At 32.0% G+C, this 18,447-nt stretch carries 23 protein-coding genes; 8 read left to right on the top strand and 15 right to left on the bottom strand.

The genetic code is table 11. The features are described from left to right. Positions 1–2: 2 nt before the first annotated feature. Entirely contained in the window at positions 3–644 is a 642-nt protein-coding gene (locus tag ACTT83_RS00710) for a putative 2OG-Fe(II) oxygenase (RefSeq protein ID WP_440918332.1), read from the top strand. Further along, positions 631–1,011 (top strand): DUF2237 family protein, encoded by a 381-nt coding sequence (locus ACTT83_RS00705; RefSeq protein ID WP_440918331.1) that lies wholly within the window; start codon positions 631–633, stop codon positions 1,009–1,011. The genes ACTT83_RS00710 and ACTT83_RS00705 overlap by 14 nt, the downstream gene beginning before the upstream one ends. On the opposite strand, the gene ACTT83_RS00700 is transcribed toward ACTT83_RS00705, so the two are convergent. From ACTT83_RS00700 to ACTT83_RS00650, 11 genes are read right to left on the bottom strand one after another with little or no spacing between them, the layout of a single operon-like run. Beyond that, complete coding sequence (locus ACTT83_RS00700) at positions 1,012–2,649, bottom strand: electron transfer flavoprotein-ubiquinone oxidoreductase (RefSeq protein ID WP_440918353.1); 1,638 nt, start codon at positions 2,647–2,649, stop codon at positions 1,012–1,014. Positions 2,650–2,653: 4 nt separating this feature from the next. Next, positions 2,654–3,607: an electron transfer flavoprotein subunit alpha/FixB family protein gene (locus ACTT83_RS00695; RefSeq protein ID WP_440918330.1), complete on the bottom strand. Its 954-nt coding sequence runs from the start codon at positions 3,605–3,607 to the stop codon at positions 2,654–2,656. Then, positions 3,607–4,356, bottom strand: a complete 750-nt coding sequence (locus ACTT83_RS00690) for an electron transfer flavoprotein subunit beta/FixA family protein (RefSeq protein WP_440917234.1) — start codon at positions 4,354–4,356, stop codon at positions 3,607–3,609. Before ACTT83_RS00690 ends, ACTT83_RS00695 begins: the two co-directional genes overlap by 1 nt. Beyond that, positions 4,356–6,788: a GcvT family protein gene (locus ACTT83_RS00685; protein WP_440918329.1), complete on the bottom strand. Its 2,433-nt coding sequence runs from the start codon at positions 6,786–6,788 to the stop codon at positions 4,356–4,358. The genes ACTT83_RS00690 and ACTT83_RS00685 overlap by 1 nt, the downstream gene beginning before the upstream one ends. 54 nt (positions 6,789–6,842) lie before the next feature. Then, on the bottom strand, positions 6,843–7,316 hold the full coding sequence (locus ACTT83_RS00680) for a hypothetical protein (protein WP_440917232.1): 474 nt from the start codon (positions 7,314–7,316) through the stop codon (positions 6,843–6,845). Next, positions 7,288–7,857, bottom strand: coding sequence for an NAD(P)H-dependent oxidoreductase (locus ACTT83_RS00675; protein WP_440917231.1), 570 nt, complete (start codon positions 7,855–7,857; stop codon positions 7,288–7,290). The genes ACTT83_RS00680 and ACTT83_RS00675 overlap by 29 nt, the downstream gene beginning before the upstream one ends. Then, a complete protein-coding gene (locus ACTT83_RS00670) occupies positions 7,858–8,292 on the bottom strand; it encodes a CoA-binding protein (protein ID WP_440918328.1) in 435 nt (144 codons plus the stop codon). Next, entirely contained in the window at positions 8,289–8,474 is a 186-nt protein-coding gene (locus ACTT83_RS00665) for a hypothetical protein (RefSeq protein WP_440918327.1), read from the bottom strand. The genes ACTT83_RS00670 and ACTT83_RS00665 overlap by 4 nt, the downstream gene beginning before the upstream one ends. Further along, a complete protein-coding gene (locus ACTT83_RS00660) occupies positions 8,474–9,247 on the bottom strand; it encodes an enoyl-CoA hydratase (protein WP_440918326.1) in 774 nt (257 codons plus the stop codon). Before ACTT83_RS00660 ends, ACTT83_RS00665 begins: the two co-directional genes overlap by 1 nt. 8 nt (positions 9,248–9,255) lie before the next feature. Continuing rightward, positions 9,256–9,630: a cytidyltransferase gene (locus ACTT83_RS00655; RefSeq protein WP_440916182.1), complete on the bottom strand. Its 375-nt coding sequence runs from the start codon at positions 9,628–9,630 to the stop codon at positions 9,256–9,258. After that, on the bottom strand, positions 9,611–10,036 hold the full coding sequence (locus ACTT83_RS00650) for an AAA family ATPase (protein WP_440918325.1): 426 nt from the start codon (positions 10,034–10,036) through the stop codon (positions 9,611–9,613). The genes ACTT83_RS00655 and ACTT83_RS00650 overlap by 20 nt, the downstream gene beginning before the upstream one ends. Before the next feature lie 99 nt (positions 10,037–10,135). Between ACTT83_RS00650 and ACTT83_RS00645 the strand changes: the two genes are divergently transcribed. The 3 genes from ACTT83_RS00645 (at position 10,136) to ACTT83_RS00635 (ending at position 12,901) form a co-directional block, all read left to right on the top strand. Then, positions 10,136–10,864, top strand: a complete 729-nt coding sequence (locus tag ACTT83_RS00645) for a methylenetetrahydrofolate reductase (RefSeq protein ID WP_440918324.1) — start codon at positions 10,136–10,138, stop codon at positions 10,862–10,864. Next, positions 10,857–12,215, top strand: a complete 1,359-nt coding sequence (locus ACTT83_RS00640; RefSeq protein WP_440918323.1) for an aminomethyl transferase family protein — start codon at positions 10,857–10,859, stop codon at positions 12,213–12,215. The genes ACTT83_RS00645 and ACTT83_RS00640 overlap by 8 nt, the downstream gene beginning before the upstream one ends. Positions 12,216–12,358: 143 nt before the next feature. Then, positions 12,359–12,901, top strand: coding sequence for a hypothetical protein (locus ACTT83_RS00635; protein ID WP_440916178.1), 543 nt, complete (start codon positions 12,359–12,361; stop codon positions 12,899–12,901). On the opposite strand, the gene ACTT83_RS00630 is transcribed toward ACTT83_RS00635, so the two are convergent. The 4 genes from ACTT83_RS00630 to ACTT83_RS00615 are packed head-to-tail and all read right to left on the bottom strand — an operon-like array spanning position 12,898 to position 16,293. Beyond that, on the bottom strand, positions 12,898–13,056 hold the full coding sequence (locus ACTT83_RS00630) for a hypothetical protein (RefSeq protein WP_440917222.1): 159 nt from the start codon (positions 13,054–13,056) through the stop codon (positions 12,898–12,900). The two genes, ACTT83_RS00635 and ACTT83_RS00630, sit on opposite strands and share 4 nt — an antisense overlap. Next, positions 13,049–13,660, bottom strand: coding sequence for a DUF3726 domain-containing protein (locus ACTT83_RS00625; protein WP_440918322.1), 612 nt, complete (start codon positions 13,658–13,660; stop codon positions 13,049–13,051). Before ACTT83_RS00625 ends, ACTT83_RS00630 begins: the two co-directional genes overlap by 8 nt. A 3-nt stretch (positions 13,661–13,663) precedes the next feature. After that, positions 13,664–15,325 carry a hypothetical protein gene (locus tag ACTT83_RS00620; protein WP_440918321.1) on the bottom strand — a complete coding sequence of 554 codons (1,662 nt, stop codon included), beginning with the start codon at positions 15,323–15,325 and terminating at the stop codon, positions 13,664–13,666. Between the two features lie 2 nt (positions 15,326–15,327). Then, positions 15,328–16,293: a membrane dipeptidase gene (locus tag ACTT83_RS00615; RefSeq protein WP_440918320.1), complete on the bottom strand. Its 966-nt coding sequence runs from the start codon at positions 16,291–16,293 to the stop codon at positions 15,328–15,330. Between the two features lie 101 nt (positions 16,294–16,394). On the opposite strand from ACTT83_RS00615, the gene purE reads away from it, so the two are divergent. From purE to ACTT83_RS00600, 3 genes are read left to right on the top strand one after another with little or no spacing between them, the layout of a single operon-like run. Beyond that, the gene (purE, locus tag ACTT83_RS00610; RefSeq protein WP_440918319.1) at positions 16,395–16,886 is read left to right on the top strand and encodes a 5-(carboxyamino)imidazole ribonucleotide mutase; all 492 of its coding nucleotides are present in this window, start codon (positions 16,395–16,397) and stop codon (positions 16,884–16,886) included. Between the two features lie 3 nt (positions 16,887–16,889). After that, positions 16,890–17,936: a 5-(carboxyamino)imidazole ribonucleotide synthase gene (locus ACTT83_RS00605; protein WP_440918318.1), complete on the top strand. Its 1,047-nt coding sequence runs from the start codon at positions 16,890–16,892 to the stop codon at positions 17,934–17,936. Then, positions 17,937–18,404 carry a GNAT family N-acetyltransferase gene (locus ACTT83_RS00600; protein ID WP_440918317.1) on the top strand — a complete coding sequence of 156 codons (468 nt, stop codon included), beginning with the start codon at positions 17,937–17,939 and terminating at the stop codon, positions 18,402–18,404. The last annotated feature ends 43 nt before the right edge of the window (positions 18,405–18,447 follow it).

Here is an 18,447-nt window from a genome sequence, read left to right as displayed (position 1 = left end):
TAATGGAAAAAAATGAAATTAAAATTTTAAAATTATTTGGTCCATCAGTGATGGTTGCCAAAATACCTAATAGTACACTTGATGCATTAAACAACTATATAGATGTAGTTGTCGAAGATAAAAAAAAATCATCTGATCTTGATTATGGTAATCAATTAGTTGGTGATGTTACTCAAGAATTCAAATTAGATCGGGAAATAATTGAAAAAAGTGGATGGGGGAAATTTCTTGCTGGATGTGTTAACAAATGGGTAGAAGTAGAATTAAAAAAGAAAATCACTAAATTTGAGCTGATGACCACTTGGATAGTAAGACAATTTGAAAATGAATATAATCCAACTCATTGGCATAGTGGTCATATATCTGGTGCAGGTTTTTTAAAAGTTCCTTCAACTTTTGGTAAACACTATCAAGAAAAAACCAAAACTTATCAAGGTGGTCAGCTTCAACTCATTAATGGAACAAGGCATTTTTTATCTCCATCAACTTTTTCTATAACCCCTAAAGTAGGAGATTTTTATTTTTTTCCAAACTATTTAATGCACACAGTCTTTCCATTTAAGAATACTAAAGAGGAAAGAAGATCAATATCATTCAATGCAAAAATTGATGATAATATCTATAATATTTATGGTGGAAGATAAAGTTCAAAAAAATGTTCTTGGCGAAACTTTGGAAGAATGTTCTTTAGATCCTTTAACGGGTTGGTATCGAGATGGCTGTTGTAATACTGATGAAAATGATCATGGTTTACACACAGTTTGTGCAAAAGTTACAACGGAATTTTTAGAGTGGTGTAAAGAAGCTGGAAATGATTTAATTACCCCACACCCTGAATTTGGATTTCCCGGCTTAAAAGATGGTGATGGATGGTGTGTTTGTGCCACTTGGTATGCTCGTGCAGTAGAAGCTGGTAAAGGTTGTCCAATATTTTTAAAGAGCACTCATGAAAACACACTTAAAATTTTACCAATCGAAACTTTAAAGAAATTTGCAATAGATCTATCTTAATTACATATTACCATACTTAGGTCCACCACCACCTTCTGGGGTAACCCAAGTAATATTTTGTGATGGCTCTTTAATATCACAAGTTTTACAATGAATACAATTTTGAGAATTAATCACAAACTTTTGGACATTGTTTTCATTTTGAACCTCATAAACTCCAACTGGACAATATCTTTGAGCAGGTTCATCAAATTTTTCTAACGTATAACTAATTGGCAAATTTGGATCTTTCAATTTCAAATGCACCGGTTGATTATCAGCGTGATTTGTACCCGTTAAATATACCGAGCTTGTTTTATCAAAAGTTATGATATTATCAGGTTTTGGGTATTCAATTTTAGGCATTTCATTTGCTGGCTTAAGTGTTTCGTGATCAGCATGTTTATGTTTTAAGGTAAAAGGCATTCTGCCTCTGAATAAAATTTGATCTATTCCTGTAAAAATAATACCCAAAATAAGTCCCCAGCTAAAACTTGGTTTGACATTTCTAGCCTTATAAAGCTCGTCATAAACCCAGCTATTTTTAAACTTTTCCTCAAAGATCGACAAATCTTTTTTCAATTTAAAATGTTCATCAATAGTTTCAGCAGCTATCATTCCACTTTTCATAGCTGTATGCGAACCTTTTATTTTAGGCATATTTAGCGTACCCGCATCACATCCAACAAGTAATGCTCCAGGCATAAACATTTTCGGTAAACTTTGAAAACCACCTTCAATTAAAGCTCGCGCTCCATAAGAAATTCTTTTTCCACCTTCAATAATTTTTTTAATTGCTGGATGAGTTTTAAATCTTTGAAATTCATCAAAAGGAGATAAGTGAGGATTTTTATAATCTAATCCAATGACATAACCCAAAAAAACTTGTTTGTTCTCAGCGTGATAAATAAAACTTCCACCATAAGTGTTTTTATCTAATGGCCAACCAGCCGTGTGCATGACCATCCCTTCTTCATGATTTTTTTCATCTATTTCCCAAATTTCTTTAAAACCAATTCCATATTGTTGAGGATCTTTTCCTTTATCTAATTCAAACTTGTTAATTAATTGTTTACCCAAATGACCCCTACAACCTTCTGCAAAAACAGTTACTTTACCAATAAGATCAATACCAGGCTCATAACTATCTTTTTTGTTTCCATCTTTATCTAAACCCATATCTTGAGTTGCAACTCCTTTAACAGAACCATCATTATCATATAATATTTCACTTGCTGGAAATCCTGGAAAAATTTCAACACCAAGTGACTCAGCTTGTTCTGCAAGCCATCTGCATAAGTTTGCAAGGCTTATAATATAATTTTTATGATTTTTTTGAACCTCTGGAAGCAACCAAGTTGGCCAGCTCAATGATTTATTTTTTCCTAAAAATAAAAATTTTTCTTTAGTGACTTTGGTTTTGATGGGTGGGTCTAATTCTTTCCAACCAGGAATTAATTCATCTAAAGCTCTTGTTTCAAAAACATTTCCACTCAAAATATGTGCACCTATTTCAGATGCTTTCTCTAACAAACAAATATTTAGTTCTGAATTTAATTGTTTTAATCTAATAGCTGTGGCCAGTCCTGATGGACCCCCACCTACAATAACTACATCATATTCCATTGTCTCTCTGGACATACTCAATTTTTTACAGATTATATTATTTTTGTATAGTGTTTAATTTGTTCAATTCCTCTAAGAACTGGGGAACTGCTTCAAAAAGATCAGCTTCAAGTCCATAATCTGCGACACTAAAAATTGGCGCTTCACCATCTTTATTGATCGCCACAATCACTTTACTTTCCTTCATGCCAGCTAAATGTTGAATAGCACCTGAGATACCAACAGCGATATATAAATCAGGGACAACAACCTTTCCGGTTTGACCAACTTGATGATCATTACTTATATATCCTGCATCAACTGCGGCTCTTGAGGCTCCGATAGCTGCATTTAATTTATCAGCTAAAGAGGTAATTAATTTAAAGTTATCACCACTCTGCATTCCTCTTCCACCAGAAACAACAACTCTTGCTGTACCAAGTTCAGGTCTATCAGATTTGACTTCTTCTCTTTTAATAAATTTTGTTTTTGCAAATTCTTCACCAGGATCTGCTTTTTCTATAGGAGCTGATCCACCTGAGCTTTCACATGGATCAAAAGATGTGGGTCTAATAGTTACACATTTTTTTGCATCCTTACTTTTAACTGTTGCAAAAGCGTTTCCTGCATAAATTGGTCTTAAGAAGGTATCAGGCGCTATTACTTTAATAATATCACTTATTTGAGATGTATCTAAAGCAGCAGCAATTCTTGGCATTAAATTTTTGCCAAAAGTATTCGCTGAACTGATTATATGTGAATAATTTTCAGCTAATTTTACAATTACTGGCGCAAAATTTTCAGCAACAAAATTTTCATAGTGAGCAGCTTCAACTTGGATGACTTTTTTGATTAATGGTAATTCTGAAAGCGCTTTTGCAGCTTCATCACAATTATGTCCAATAATAACTGCATGTACATCATTATCAATTTGAGAAGCAGCTGTACTTGCATTAAGTGTAAATGGCTTTAACTCTTTGTTATTATGTTCTGCAATTAATAAAACCGACATTATATTACTTTAGCTTCATTTTTTAATTTTTGAACCAACTCAGCAACACTTGAAACTTTTATTCCAGCTTTTCTCTTTGGTGGCTCTTCAACTTTAACTTGCTCGATTCTAGGAGTTATATCTACTCCTAAATCTGACGCATTTAATTGCTCAATAGGTTTTTTCTTTGCTTTCATTATATTTGGTAATGAGGCATACCTTGGTTCGTTTAATCTTAAATCACAAGTTACTATTGCTGGAACATTAATTTCAATCGTTTCTAAACCTTCATCTATTTCTCTAGTAACTTCTAATTTACCATCTTTGATTTCAATTTTAGATGCAAAAGTTGCTTGAGGCCAATTTAAAAGTGCACTTAACATTTGACCTGTTTGATTACAATCATCATCAATTGCTTGTTTGCCCATAAAAACTAAATCTGGTTTTTCTTTTTCAACAATTTTTTGTAACAATTTTGAAACTGCAAGTGGTTCAATTATACCCTCAGTCTTAACAAGTATTCCTCTATCTGCCCCAACTGCTAAAGCTTTACGAACAGTTTCTTGAGCTTTCTCTTCACCAATACTTACTGCAACGACTTCTGTTGCTTTACCAGCTTCTTTAATTTTTACGGCTTCTTCGATTGCGTTATCATCAGGTGGATTAGTAGACATTTTAACATTGTCAGTTACAACACCTGTGTTGTCTTCTTTAACTCTGATTTGAACGTTGTAATCAATAACTCTTTTTACTGCGACTAAAATTTTCATTAAGCTCTCAATAATTTATTTTCAGCGTCATAAGGACTTTCATCTAATATTGTAGCTTCATACATCTTGCCTAAAATATCAACCTTAAGTTTCTCCCCTACATTAGCCAAGTCTGGTTTTACCATTGCTAATGCAATCGACTTATCTAATCTAAATCCATATTCACCACCTGTAGCTCTTCCAACAACTTTGTCATCTTTATAAATTGGATTATTTCCTAATACATCTGAGTCAGTTGTATTATGAACTTCGAGAGTAACTAATTTATTATCAAAACCTTTTTCTCTCCACTTGTTTAATGCTTCGAGACCTATAAAGTTTCCTTTGTTGGGATGTACAAACCTATCTAAACCAGACTCATATGGTGAATATTCTATTGATAATTCTGTTCCAACTAATTTATAAGATTTCTCAATTCTCAAACTATTCATTGCTCTTATTCCAAAAGGCTTCAATCCTAAATCTTTTCCAGCTTCCATTAATTTATCAAAAATATGATTTTGATACTCAATTGGATGATGTAATTCCCAACCCAGTTCTCCAACAAAGTTTACTCGCATTGCATTTACTGGAGCATAACCAACATTAACATTTTTAGCTGTTAACCATTTAAAGTTTTCATTGGAAAAATCATCTGTAGAAACTTTTTGCATTAATTGTCTTGCTTTTGGTCCAGCTACAACAAGTACCCCTGTACTATTAGTTAAATCTTCAAATATCACTGATCCATCAGTTGGCATCCATTTTTGAATCCAATCGTGATCTAATCTTAAATTTGCACCTGCTGAAACAAGGTAATAGCTGTTTTCGGCCTCTTTCATGATTGTAAATTCTGAATGAACTCCACCTTTTGTATTAAGTGCATGACATAAATTTATTCTGCCAATTTTTTTTGGAAGTTTATTTGCAACTAAATAATCTAAAAATTCCTCAGCTTTATGACCTTTAATTCGACATTTTGCAAATGCCGTCATATCTAATAGACCAACATTTTCTTTTACATTCTGACACTCTTTTTTAATTGCATCAAACCATTTTGATCTTCTAAATGACCAATCATCTTTTTGTTCCATACCATCCGTTGCAAAAAAATTGGGTCTCTCCCAACCAAACTTTTGACCAAACACAGCACCTAAATCTTTCATTCTTTCATAACATGGGGACGTTCTTAATGGTCTTGCAGCTGGTCTTTCCTCATCAGGATAATGAACAATAAAAACATGGCTATAAGCTTCTTCGTTTTTTGCTTTTAAATAAGATTTGGTTGCGTAATTTCCGTAACGTCTAGGTTCAACACCAAGCATATCAATTGTTGGTTCTCCATCAACAATCCACTCTGCTAGTTGCCAACCTGCACCACCAGCAGCTGTAATACCAAAACTATGCCCCTCATTAATCCAAAAATTTTTCAATCCCCAAGCTGGACCAACTATTGGATTGCCGTCAGGCGTATAACAAATTGCTCCATTATAAACTTTTTTAACTCCAACTTCGCCAAAAGCAGGAACTCTATGAATAGCGCCTTCAATATGAGGTGCTAATCTATCTAAATCTTCTTGGAACAATTCGTATTCAGAATCTTTTGAGGGTCCTTCAACATAACAAGCTGGAGCACCATCTTCATAAGGACCTAAAATTAATCCTCCTGCTTCTTCTCTCATATACCATCTGCTATCACTATCTCTTAAGACACCCATCTCAGGTAATCCTGCTTTTTTTCTTTTTTGAATTTCTGGATGAGGTTCTGTCACGATATATTGATGTTCAACAGGTATTACTGGAATATCTAATCCAACCATTTCACCTGTTTGACGTGCAAAATTTCCTGAGCAAGAAATAACATGCTCACATTCAATTGAACCTTTATCAGTTTCAACTACCCAACCACTTTTTGTTTGTCGGATTGCTGTAACAGCAGTATTTCTATAAATCTCCGCTCCTCTATTTCTAGCACCTGCGGCTAAAGCTTGAGTTAAATCAGCTGGCTGAATGTATCCATCCTCAGGATGTTGAATAGCCCCGATTAAATCATCGGTATGACATAAAGGCCAAATTTCTTTTACTTGTTGTGGTGTTAAAAATTTTACATCAACACCAATTGTTTTAGCAACACCAGCATACTGATGATATTCATCCATTCTATCTTTTGTACTTGCTAAACGAATATTTGAAACTACACTAAAGCCAACATTTTTTCCTGTCTCTTCTTCCAATGTTTTATAAAGATTTACTGCATACTTATGTAATTGACCAACTGAGTAACTCATATTAAAAAGTGGAAGTAATCCTGCTGCATGCCAAGTTGATCCAGATGTAAGTTCTTTTCTCTCAACTAAAACAACATCAGACCAGCCTTTTTTTGCTAAATGATAAAGAGCACTTACTCCAACGACACCACCACCAACTACAACAACTTTAGTTTTTGATTTCATTAAGCGATTCCTACTAAATTTTTATTCATAACGAAACAAAATTGTCATTTTTAATCATATGGAGCTCCCTAATGGTATCGGGCTGGAGACCATGGTTGTGAGCCAACAGTCTTTTAGTGGACCATCTGTTTCATACTTTTCAACTTGCCAGTTAAACTTATGATAAATTTTATCTTTATCTAAAAGGATCACCTCAAATTGAGCCCAATTTTCACCACTTCCAAGCTTTGTTATGGTGTGACTTAAGTGATTGATCATCATTTGATAAGAGTCTCCTTTAATCATTCTTTTAAATTTATCTAAAGGTCCAGTAACTTTTTTATTGTTAGGATGGGCAAAGTTCCAAGTCTGCTCTATGCCACTATCCTTATAGATAAGGTCATTATTTTGAAGTCCTGATAATTGAATTTCTATAACTCTGTCAGGTTTAATATCACTATTAGGTTTTAGTAAATCTGCTTTTGAAATTGATACTGAAATTAAAAAAATTAAAAAAGTACTAGATATTGTTTGCAGTTTTTTTAACATCTTCTAAGAATTTTTTTCTTTTTTTATCGCCAACGAAAGGTACAGCAAAGTATCTTCGATATATAACATCCGTTATGCCGCATATATTAAATACTCCCCGTCTCAGTCTTTTTGTTGGCATATTAAGAAAAAAAGTTCGAACAGCAAACTGTGGAGATCCGTAAGTGCAAAATACAACTGCTTTTTTTCCTTTTAAATTTCCTAAAGGATATCCGTAATTTCCAAACAATTTTTTAAATCTAAATGCCCATGGTGGTGCAAGAACTTTATCTATCCATCCTTCAACAATAGCTGGCATTCTAAAATTCCATATTGGAGCGATTAAGACTATTACATCAGAATTTTCTATTCTTTTTCTGTGATTTAATACATCCTCATTAGGTTCCTCTCCTGAGAAAACTGGATCAAATTTCTCCTTATATAAATCAACAACATCTGTAGAGTGACCATTGTTGTTAACTGTTTCTACAAAAGTATCTCTTATAGATGCATTAAAAGATTTGTCATTGTAGTGACCATAAACAATAAAAATTTTTTTCATTTAATCTTGGAGAACAGGGAATGCTTGTCTCACTTTTAAAAAATGTTTCTGATATTCCATTTTAGTGCATCTATTCTCGATATATTCAATTTTTTTTTGTTCAACCAATTTTTTTGCTTCCAGATTTTTGATACCAAGCTGCAACCACAAAACTTTTGCTTTAATATTAATTGTATCTCTAGCGATATCTAAAGCTTCTTTTGAAGGTCTAAATACATTTACTATATCAACTTTATCTTTAATATCGGTAATTTTACCACACACGTCTACTCCTAAAATTTTTTGACCTTCAGCTTTAGGATTTACAGGGTAAACTTTAAAACCATATTTCAGCATATATTTCATGACAATAGTTGATGCTTTTGTAGGATCATTGCTCACTCCAACCATTGCAATCTTTTTATATTTTGAAAGGATTTCTTTTATATCATTCATTGTTTATTTTGGATTTTTTGCTTACAGAACTCTTTGGCTTCTTCAACTGTCATAGGGGTATCTAACTTTTTACTCCCAGCAATACATGCTTCAATTGCTTTATTTTGATTATGGCCTCTAAAGTTATATATAATAATTATTCCAATTATTAAAAAAAAAATAAGTAAAATATTTTTTTTCATTATTTATTTTTCCATTTAGGTTTTCTTTTTTCTAAAAAAGCTGAAATCCCTTCTTTGGCATCCAAAGCCATCATATTTATCGTCATCATTTTGCTTGTATGAGCGTACGCTTTTCTAAGAGGCATCTCTAATTGTTTATAAAATGTTCGTTTACCAATTTTAATTGTTAGATTTGATTTAGATGCAATCTTTTTTGCAATCTTTAAAACCTCATTATTAAATTTAGATTTTGAAAAACAATCATTTATTAAACCAATTTCTTTTGCAAAATTTGCTTTAATTGGCTCGCCTGTAAGTAACATTTTCATCATTGGTTTTTTATTAATCTTTCTACTCACAGCAACCATTGGCGTACTACAAAATAATCCAATATTTACGCCAGGAGTTGCAAATAATGCATCTTTAGTACTATAAGCTAAATCACAACTAGCAACTAACTGACAACCAGCAGCATAGGCTGCTCCATGCACTTTGGCGATAACAGGTTTATTACCCTCTACTATTTGAAGCATTAACTTAGAACAAAGATTAAATAACTTTTGATATTTGTTTCTTACCTTTAAACTTTTTACTTCTTTAAGATTATGACCTGCACTAAAACCTTTTCCAGCACCCTCTATAATGATTACTTTTGTTTTTTTGTCTTGATCAAGTTTTTTTAGGACTTTAATTAGATCATTTAAAGTTTTAAAAGATAATGAATTATATGTTTTAGGATCATTAATTAGAACTATAGATATACCGCTGGATAAGTTCTTCACTAATATATTCATCAAAAATTCTATTTGAGTTTGCCTTCTTCTCTCATTTTGGCTCTTATCTTAGTTGCCGATATTTTTTGTATTTCCTCTGACAATACTATCTCTTCAATTTTGTAACCAACCCCTCTACCATAACAAATATTTGTAATATTAGGGACTAACATAATTTTAAAACGACCTTCAAACTCTGGATTAAGTCTATCTTCTATATTTTTTTTAACAGTATCAAAATCGAAAGGATTATCATCTACTCCTTGTACATCTCTTATTTGAATACAAACTTGTCCAGTTTTTTTGATAATTTCTTTAAATAAGGTGTAATGACCATCGTGAAATGGTTGCCATCTTCCTAACATTTGTGCTGTTGGCTTTTTATTATCCCACTGATATGTCATTTTTTATGTCTTTATATATTTTTGGTGCCCAATTTTTAGCATCTTGTGTGGTAACATGAAAGTTATACTTGTCCGGTTTGACAAACATCTTATTAGTATCATCAAACCTGCCCTCTTTTATAGTATCAACCCAAATAACATAATCTGAAGGAAATAAGCTTCTGGCCTCTGGTGTTGGGCAGATAAAATCTGCAACAACATAGTTATTATCTTTTCGAAGTTTTAAAGCAAAATCAGCCATTCTTTTTGCCTGTCTTTTTCTTCCTTCTTGAGAAAAATCCCAATCATTTGCCTCTTTTCTTACTTCATCTGCGTTAAGCCTTTTTGCATTTAATAATGGTGCAAGCTCATTGGCTAAAGTTGTTTTTCCAGAGCCTGGTAGACCCATTATTAATATAATTTTCATTAATTTATTTTGTTTGATTATAAGGCATTAAATAGATTGAGATTATATTACACGATTAATTTCTTTGACAGCATTTTCAAAAAATATAATCATCATTAGATGAATTTTTCTTTAGAAATTGGGCCGCAGACAGATCTGGATACTGTTCCAGCTGTAAAAGATATTTATATCACTATGCTACCTGGGGGAGATTATAAAGAAACAGCTCACCAAGCAGTTGAGTTAGTAAAGAAAGGTTTTAATCCAGTCCCGCATTTTCCTGCGAGATCTATGCAGGATGAAAAACAGCTAAAAGATTATGTTTCGAGATGTAAAGATGGTGGCGTCAAACAAGTTTTAGTTATAGGAGGAGGGAGAGAGCCGATGGGAAAATTCGATAGCTCTTTTCAACTTTTGGAGACTGGTTATTTTGAGAAGATGACGATAGGAATTGCTGGACACCCTGAGGGGAGTCCTGATATATCCGACTCAGATTTAGAAAAAGCTATGAAAGATAAAAAGCCTTACGCTGATTATATTGTAACTCAATGGTTACTTGACCCTCAGCCAATTATAGACTTTATTTCTAAACAAAGCGTACCAGTGCATGTGGGAATTACTGGGCCTCTAAAAATATCTAGCTTAATAAAGTTTGCTAATATAGTTGGTGCAAAAAATTCCTTAAATTTTCTTAAATCTAATTTTAGTAAGGCGTTAGATTTATTAAAACCTAAAGACCCTAATGATTTAATTGGGAAAATTAAATCGCATACTGATTTTTTCCACATTTATACATTCGGCGGCTTGAAGGAAACTAACAAGTGGTTGAAGGAGAATAGTTATGTCTAAAGAATTTGACTATACTAATTTAAAGCATGTTACTTCTGTAGATCAATCAGATCGAAAAGTACCATATAACTTAAGACAAAGTGGACCAACAAAAGTTGAAATGTTAATTTCAACAAGAGTAAGAAAATCACCTTATTGGCATTTATCTATGCAAGCGGGTTGTTGGAGAGCAACAGTTTATAATCGAATTTATCATCCAAGAGGTTATGTAAAACCAGAAGATGGTGGAGCGATGGTTGAATATGATGCAATTGTTAATCATGTGACTATGTGGAATGTTGCAGTTGAAAGACAAATTCAAGTTAAGGGTCCAGATGCAGAAAAATTTGTTGATTATGTGATTACAAGAGATGCAACAAAAATTTCACCAATGAGAGCAAGGTATGTAATTTTATGTAACGCTTATGGTGGGGTTTTAAATGATCCAATTCTTTTAAGAATTTCAAAGGATGAGTTTTGGTTTTCATTATCAGACTCTGATATTGGTTTGTACTTGCAAGGTGTTAACGCAGATGGAAGATTTAATTGCACTATTGAAGAAATCGACGCTTGTCCTGTTCAAATACAAGGTCCAAAGTCAAAAGCTCTAATGAAAGATTTGTTAGGTGATCAAGTTGATTTAGAAAATATGCCGTTTTATGGTTTAGCTGAAGTTAAAGTTGCTGGGCGAAGTTGTGTGATTTCTCAATCAGGTTTTTCTGGAGAAGCTGGTTATGAGATTTATTTAAGAGATGCAACTTTATATGCTGATGACATGTGGAATGCTGTGCTTGAGGTTGGAAAAAAGCACCAGCTAATGGTTATTGCACCTGCTCACCACAGAAGAATTCAAGCTGGTATTTTATCTTGGGGTCAAGATATGGATCAACAACATAATCCTTATCAATGTAACTTAGGCTACCAGGTTTCTTTATCAGGAAAAGGTGAATGGAACAAAACTTCTGATTACGTTGGTAAAGCTGCTCTAGAAAAAATGGGTAAAGAACTTAGGGATGGTAAGAAACCATACGCACTTCAATTAGTTGGATTAGAGTTAGGTGGAAAACCTATTGATGATTATGCGCCAGATTTTTGGCTAATATCAAATAATAGTGGTGGAGATCCAGTTGGTTTCATTACTTCACCATGGTGGCATCCTGAAAAGAAAACAAACATTGCAATGGGATATGTTCCTTTTGATGGGACATTAAATGCAAATGGATTTCCAAAAGGTAAGGTTGGAACTAAATATAAAGTTCATTTACCAGAAAAATACAGTGATACTCCGGGTAAGCCTGTAGATGCGGTTATAGTCGATATTCCATTTAAAGAATCTTTCAACGCTAATACAAGAGAAGTTTCAAAAGGTTAATCTGATTTATGGGGGAGTTTACTCCCCCTTCATCTAAAATGACAAAAGGTTTCTTAATAGTAATTTGCATTCTTATAGCTATTGCTTTAATAATATTCCCATTAATCGTCTCTTACAAAGAGCAAAAAAATAAAAAAAAATAAATGTTCGGTGAATTTCTAAGTATTATTTTAAAATCTATCAAACTAGATAAAACACTTTATTCCGATAGTAAAAATTTTGGTGAAGCCTCAGTTTATTTTGCGGGTATTATTATGATTTTAGATGGCATAGCTGGTGCCGTTGCTGCAAACACAGTTTTTAAAACAGCTGTCGCAATGTCCGGCGTAACTGCGATATTAACTTGGTTTGTCTGGGCAATATTAATCTTTGTTATTGGGGTTAAACTATTTCCTGATAAAAATAGTAAAATTCCATTTAAAAAAGTATTAACAGCAGTTGGTTTCGCTCACGCACCTGGTCTGTTAAGATTTTTTGCTGTTACACCAGAATTGATGATACCTATAATTTTTCTTACGCAATTTTGGATTTTTGCAGGATTAATTATTTCGACGCGACAAGTTCTTAATCTTAAATCAAATTTAAAATCATTTGGAATTGTCTTTATGTCATTTTTGATTATTGTCTTTTTATCTATTTCTTTCGTGATCAGTCGAATGAACGCCTTACCGATCAATCATATTTAGATTGGAAAAATTGTCTTAGAAACTCTGCAAGACTTGCAAATTTTAAAACCAGTTAAAATTAAGTTTTGAGTAACACTTTCATGCTGTTCTTTACATTCATCACAAATATCATCTAAATCCTTTAAATTTTTTTCTATTTCTTTATCTTCAGTCATTATCAGTTAAACCAGCTCCCGCTGCACCTTCTTTTAAACTATCAGTTTCCTCTACAAATGTATCCTCTGCGAGTTTGTAGAGATTTTTCCAATCTTGATCTGAAAAGTTATCTTCATTGTTTAAAAAACTTATTTCTACTTTTTTTGCTAAAATTGGCATCTCTTTATCCCAAATATTAGATGAGATGCTCAAATTAAAATTCAATAAAAATTTACAATCATCAAATGAAATTAATAATTTTTTTCCAATAATTTCTGAAGCTCTGCTCAAAAAAGATAAAATCAGCAATGGATAAGCAAGATTCTCAACTGAGCACTTTTTTAAAGTCTCGATATTTTTTACTTGATCAATAAAATTAACACCTAACATAATTGGACAAAAAGATGATCCATTTGATTTGTTAATCATACTGATTAGTTTTACCTCTTCAAAATTTTCTTTTTTTTTATTTTGATAGTATTGATTAAGATGTTTGATCGCTGGAAAACCAAATAATTCAGAGAGTCTTATAGATTTCCCAACTTCCTCTGCTATACCCCACGAATAACCGGCAGCTCGACTTGCCCTCTTAGCTGTAGTTTCTATCTCACTTAAGGATTTCATAGTTTAAGAGTGAGTTTTATAAACCCATTGCTCATCATAATCTTTTAACTCATTTGGGAGTGGTGCACCTTGAAACATGCATATCCTCAACCACTTGTCAGATCTTGGATCAAACTTTAAAGCCCCAAAAAAAGATAACTTTAATCGCAACATGTCAATTGGAACTAATTTTTCTCCAATAGTATTATCTTGTATTTCCGAATATGGAAATTTTTCAATAATAAAGGCTCTTCTGACAACATGTCTTAAATCAGAATTATCAATTAAAAATTCATTAATCTTTAAATTATCTTTTAAAGGTAATAATCTTTCATATAGTTTTTTTATATCTCTAGCTATTGCCAAAGGTTGCTCTAAATCTGCACCTTTTTCCTCAAAACGATTAGCTAATCTTGGCTCTTCTTTATTTTTTGAAATGAACCAAAATTTCTGATTGCTCCCTTCTGTATTAAAATTAATCTTTAAAATGTCAGAATATTTATTTTCTAAAATCTTTTTCAAATCTCCGACATTACGTTCAGTTGGAATATTAAAGTATTTTTCTTCTTCAGAGCTCATTTGTGCGACCAATGGCTGAACTATATTACCAAATGGCTCCATCATAATTGAAACAACATATTCTATGCACTCCTCACAAGTTTCTTTCTCTAGCCAGAGATAAATTTCATTAAATGGATAATCTTTTTGAAAATTAAATTTGTTTTCTAAGAAACTGATGAATTTTTTGATATCTTTTAGCAAAAGTTTAATTTTTTTGAGTTGATATTCACTCTCTGTATTCCAGCTAGTAATATTTTTAAGAGATCTTTTCAGACAATCTTTAAATAATTCTCTATCTTGTGTTTTAACAATTTTAATTTCTCTTATTTTTTTTAGTGCAATTTCTCTACTAAGTATCCAATTATTTAATAAGGTTGGATGATTAACGATAAATGGGGCCATTCCTAATCCAGTTGAATTTCCTATACCCAAATTTCTACAAATTTTAGGATCTAATCTAACAGCTAAATTAGGATTTTTATTTTTTGCAACATGATTAACTTGATCAAACGTAAATTGTCTAACTAAATAAACTAACATCATCTCTAATCTGAATGGACCGTTAATTTCCTCTCTATTTTTAATTCTAAATCGATCTGCTAAACCAAACTTACCTGATCCATAAACTGCAGTCGTCCTGTATAAATATCCAACTTTTTCAAGTAGCTCTAAATCAGGTTGGTTTCCGTTACTTAAACTTTCAACAACATGATCAAATACCCTAACAGATTTATTTGCTCTAGATAATGTTAGCTCTTTGTAAGACAACCTACCAACTTCCTGTTTTGGAACTTCATTTCTTAATCTGTCAATGTCTCCTTTTAAAGGTATTCCATCATATAATGTAAAAGCCGCATCCCACTTAGTTGCTATTACTCTATCTGATCTTTCATCATCATTAATTTTGTTCGCATAACAGATTAAAGAATAAACCCTATCTTTTTTTTTAAATGAGTATACAGCTGTGCCATAACCCTCTTGGTCTAAATTAAACAAGTCTCTATTATATTGCCAATCTTTAAATTCGCTTAAAAAACTTCGTAAAAAAGATAATCTTGATTGATGAAAGGAACCAAGTCTTGATAACTTCATTATGATGTTTGGATCTCTTAATTCTATATTCATATTTAGATAGTTTTATAAAAGTTATACCAATTGTTACCTAGTATTCCATTAGTCTCAGTCTCTGAAAAACCAACCTTTTTTAAACCTACTTCTAAGTTTTTAAAACCTCTTGCATCCTCAAACCAATTAGGCTGTTTAGGAAAACCTGGTTTATTTTTAGAGCCTTCTCCATAATTTCTATTTTTAGACCAGGTTCCATTTCTCATCCATTCAACAACCTCATCAGGTTGATTTAAACAAAGATCTGATCCTATACCAATATTATTAATATCCATTATTTCTGCTGTTTTCGCCACCATTTCACAAAAGCTTTCTAGAGAACAATTTGTATTGTCCTTAAGATGATGCGGGTATAAAGATAAACCTAATATTCCTCCGCTCTCACTTAAAGTTTTTAGTAAATCAGAAGACTTATTTCTTTTAGCCGCGTGCCAAAAAGATGGGTTTGCATGAGTAATTGCTATTGGTTTTTCACTAAACTCAATTGCATCGAAAGTACTTTTTTCTGCTGAATGGGACATATCCACTACAATACCCACTCTATTCATTTCCCGGATAACTTCCCTTCCAAAATTAGTTACCCCACTATCGTTTTTCTCATAACAACCTGTCGCTAATAATGATTGATTGTTGTAAGTGAGTTGCATAAATCTACATCCAAGACTATGAACTTTTTCAACTAAATTGATATCATCTTCTATTGGAGAGCAATTTTGAAAACCAAAAAAAATTGCAGTTTTATTCTCATTATTTGCTTTTTCAATATCCTTGAAACTTTGACCTAAAAAAATTAAATCTGAATTTTCTTTTAACAAAGTTTGCCACTTTTTAATTTCATTTTGTAATTCATCGAAGTCTTCATGATAGACTATTGTAACATGAACTGCATCTAGACCAGCCTCACGATTAATCTCAAAAACTTTTCTTGACCATTTACAATATTGTAGGTTATCAATTTTAAATTTCATTTTGGTTAATTTTGAATAACCATATCAAGTTGTTTTTTAAATACTATTTATTTTATTGAAATTTTAATCTAATTTTGAAATAAATATTCTGCAAATAAATCATGAAAAAGAATAAAAATCTCAAAGTTGTAATCGTCATGGGAAGTCAGTCAGACTTCAAAACTATGAAATTATCCGCAAATATACTAAAAAAAATGGGTGTTCGATTTGAAACTAAAATTATATCTGCCCACCGAACTCCAAAAAGAATGTATGAATTTGCAGAGAGCGCATCAAAAAATAATATTGGAGTAATCATTGCTGGTGCTGGTGGATCAGCACATTTACCTGGCATGATTTCAGCCATAACCTCAATTCCAGTTTTAGGCGTTCCGGTTGAAAGTAAAAAACTTAAAGGACTTGATAGTTTATTATCAATAGCACAAATGCCAAAAGGAATACCTGTTGGAACTCTTGCAATCGGAGAAGATGGTGCCATAAATGCTGCTTTATTGGCTGCAGCTATAATTGCAAACAGCAATCCTGCTGTAAAAAAGAAATTAAATAATTGGCGTTCATCACAAACTAGATCAGTAAAAAAAAATCCAAAATAAAAGATGTCAATAAAAAATTTGGGTATTATTGGTGGTGGTCAGCTAGGAAGCTTATTAGCTGTCGCAGCTAAGAAGTTAAATATTAATACCATAATCTATTGTGATGATGTTGATGCTCCGGCACAAAATTTTTGTAACAAATTTATTCATGGCAGATACGATGACAAAGTCAAAATGCAAGAATTCATAAAAGAAATTGATGTAATTACTTATGAATTTGAAAATATACCTTATGAAACTCTTAATGAAATGAACAAGTTAAAACCAGTTTTACCAAAGCCATCTGTAAATAAATTAATTCAACATCGAATTGCTGAAAAAGATTTTGTCAACAAACTCAATATAAGAACCACTAGATACGCATCAATAGAAAATAAATCTGATATGGAGCCATTAGGAGATTTCTTACCTGGGATTTTAAAAACTACTACAATGGGTTATGATGGCAAAGGTCAATACCCAATTCAAAAAATTGAAGACATCAATAACCTGAATATTGATTTTTCAAAAGGTTATATACTGGAAAAATTAGTAAAACTTAAAAAAGAGATATCAGTTATTATTACTAGATTTGGGAACAATAGTTATGAAATATATGAGCCGATAGAAAATACTCATGAAGATCAAATATTGAAACATTCAGTAATACCGGCAGAAATTAGTAAAAAAATATTTGAAGAATCTAAAGATTGGTCAATCCGGATCGCAGAAGAATTAAAATATATAGGAACGCTTTGCGTTGAATTTTTCCTTGATAAAAATGAAAATCTTTATGTTAATGAAATAGCTCCTCGAGTTCACAATTCTGGCCATTTAACAATTAATGCTTTTAATATTAGTCAATTTGAAAATCATGTTAGAGCTGTCTGTTCGTTAGAAAAAATTCCACTCAAAAAAATATCTAATGCAAAAATGGTGAACCTAATAGGAAATCAAATCAGACCATATAGAGAAAACTTTAAATTAAATGAAAATGAATTTTTCTTTGATTATCAAAAAAAAGAGATAAAAGATAAAAGAAAAATGGGCCACATAACAACTTTAATATAAATGCTTAAATCTATTGAGGGAAATTTTGATAACCCAGAGGTCAATAAACTTCTGACAAAACATTTTATAGAACTAAGAGCTGCATCTCCCGAGGGTAGTGCTCATGTTCTAGATATACCGGGGTTAAAAGTTTCATCAATTAAATTCTGGAGCCTTTGGGAAAATGATAAAATATTTGGTTGTGGGGCATTAAAGTTCTTAGACAAAGATCATGGTGAATTTAAATCAATTAGAATACATGATGATTTTAGAAATCAAGGTAATGGTATTAAAGTCATCAAACATCTGATTGATGAAGCTAAGAAATTAAAAATTAAAAGAATTAGTTTAGAGACTGGTGCTGGAAAATTTTTTGATCCAGCGAGAAAATTATTTAAAAAATGTGATTTTATACCTTGCAAACCCTTTGCTCATTATAAAGAAGATGTTAATTCTATCTATTTAACTAAGCTAATTGACCACGAATGATAAAAAAAGGTCTATTTTGTACTAAATTTGTTGACAAAACCCT

The organism is Candidatus Pelagibacter sp., from assembly GCF_052049775.1.
Taxonomy (GTDB): Bacteria; Pseudomonadota; Alphaproteobacteria; order Pelagibacterales; family Pelagibacteraceae; genus Pelagibacter.
The sequence above is the reverse complement of the archived record's forward strand: the minus strand, read 5'-3'. Positions and strand labels throughout refer to the sequence as shown.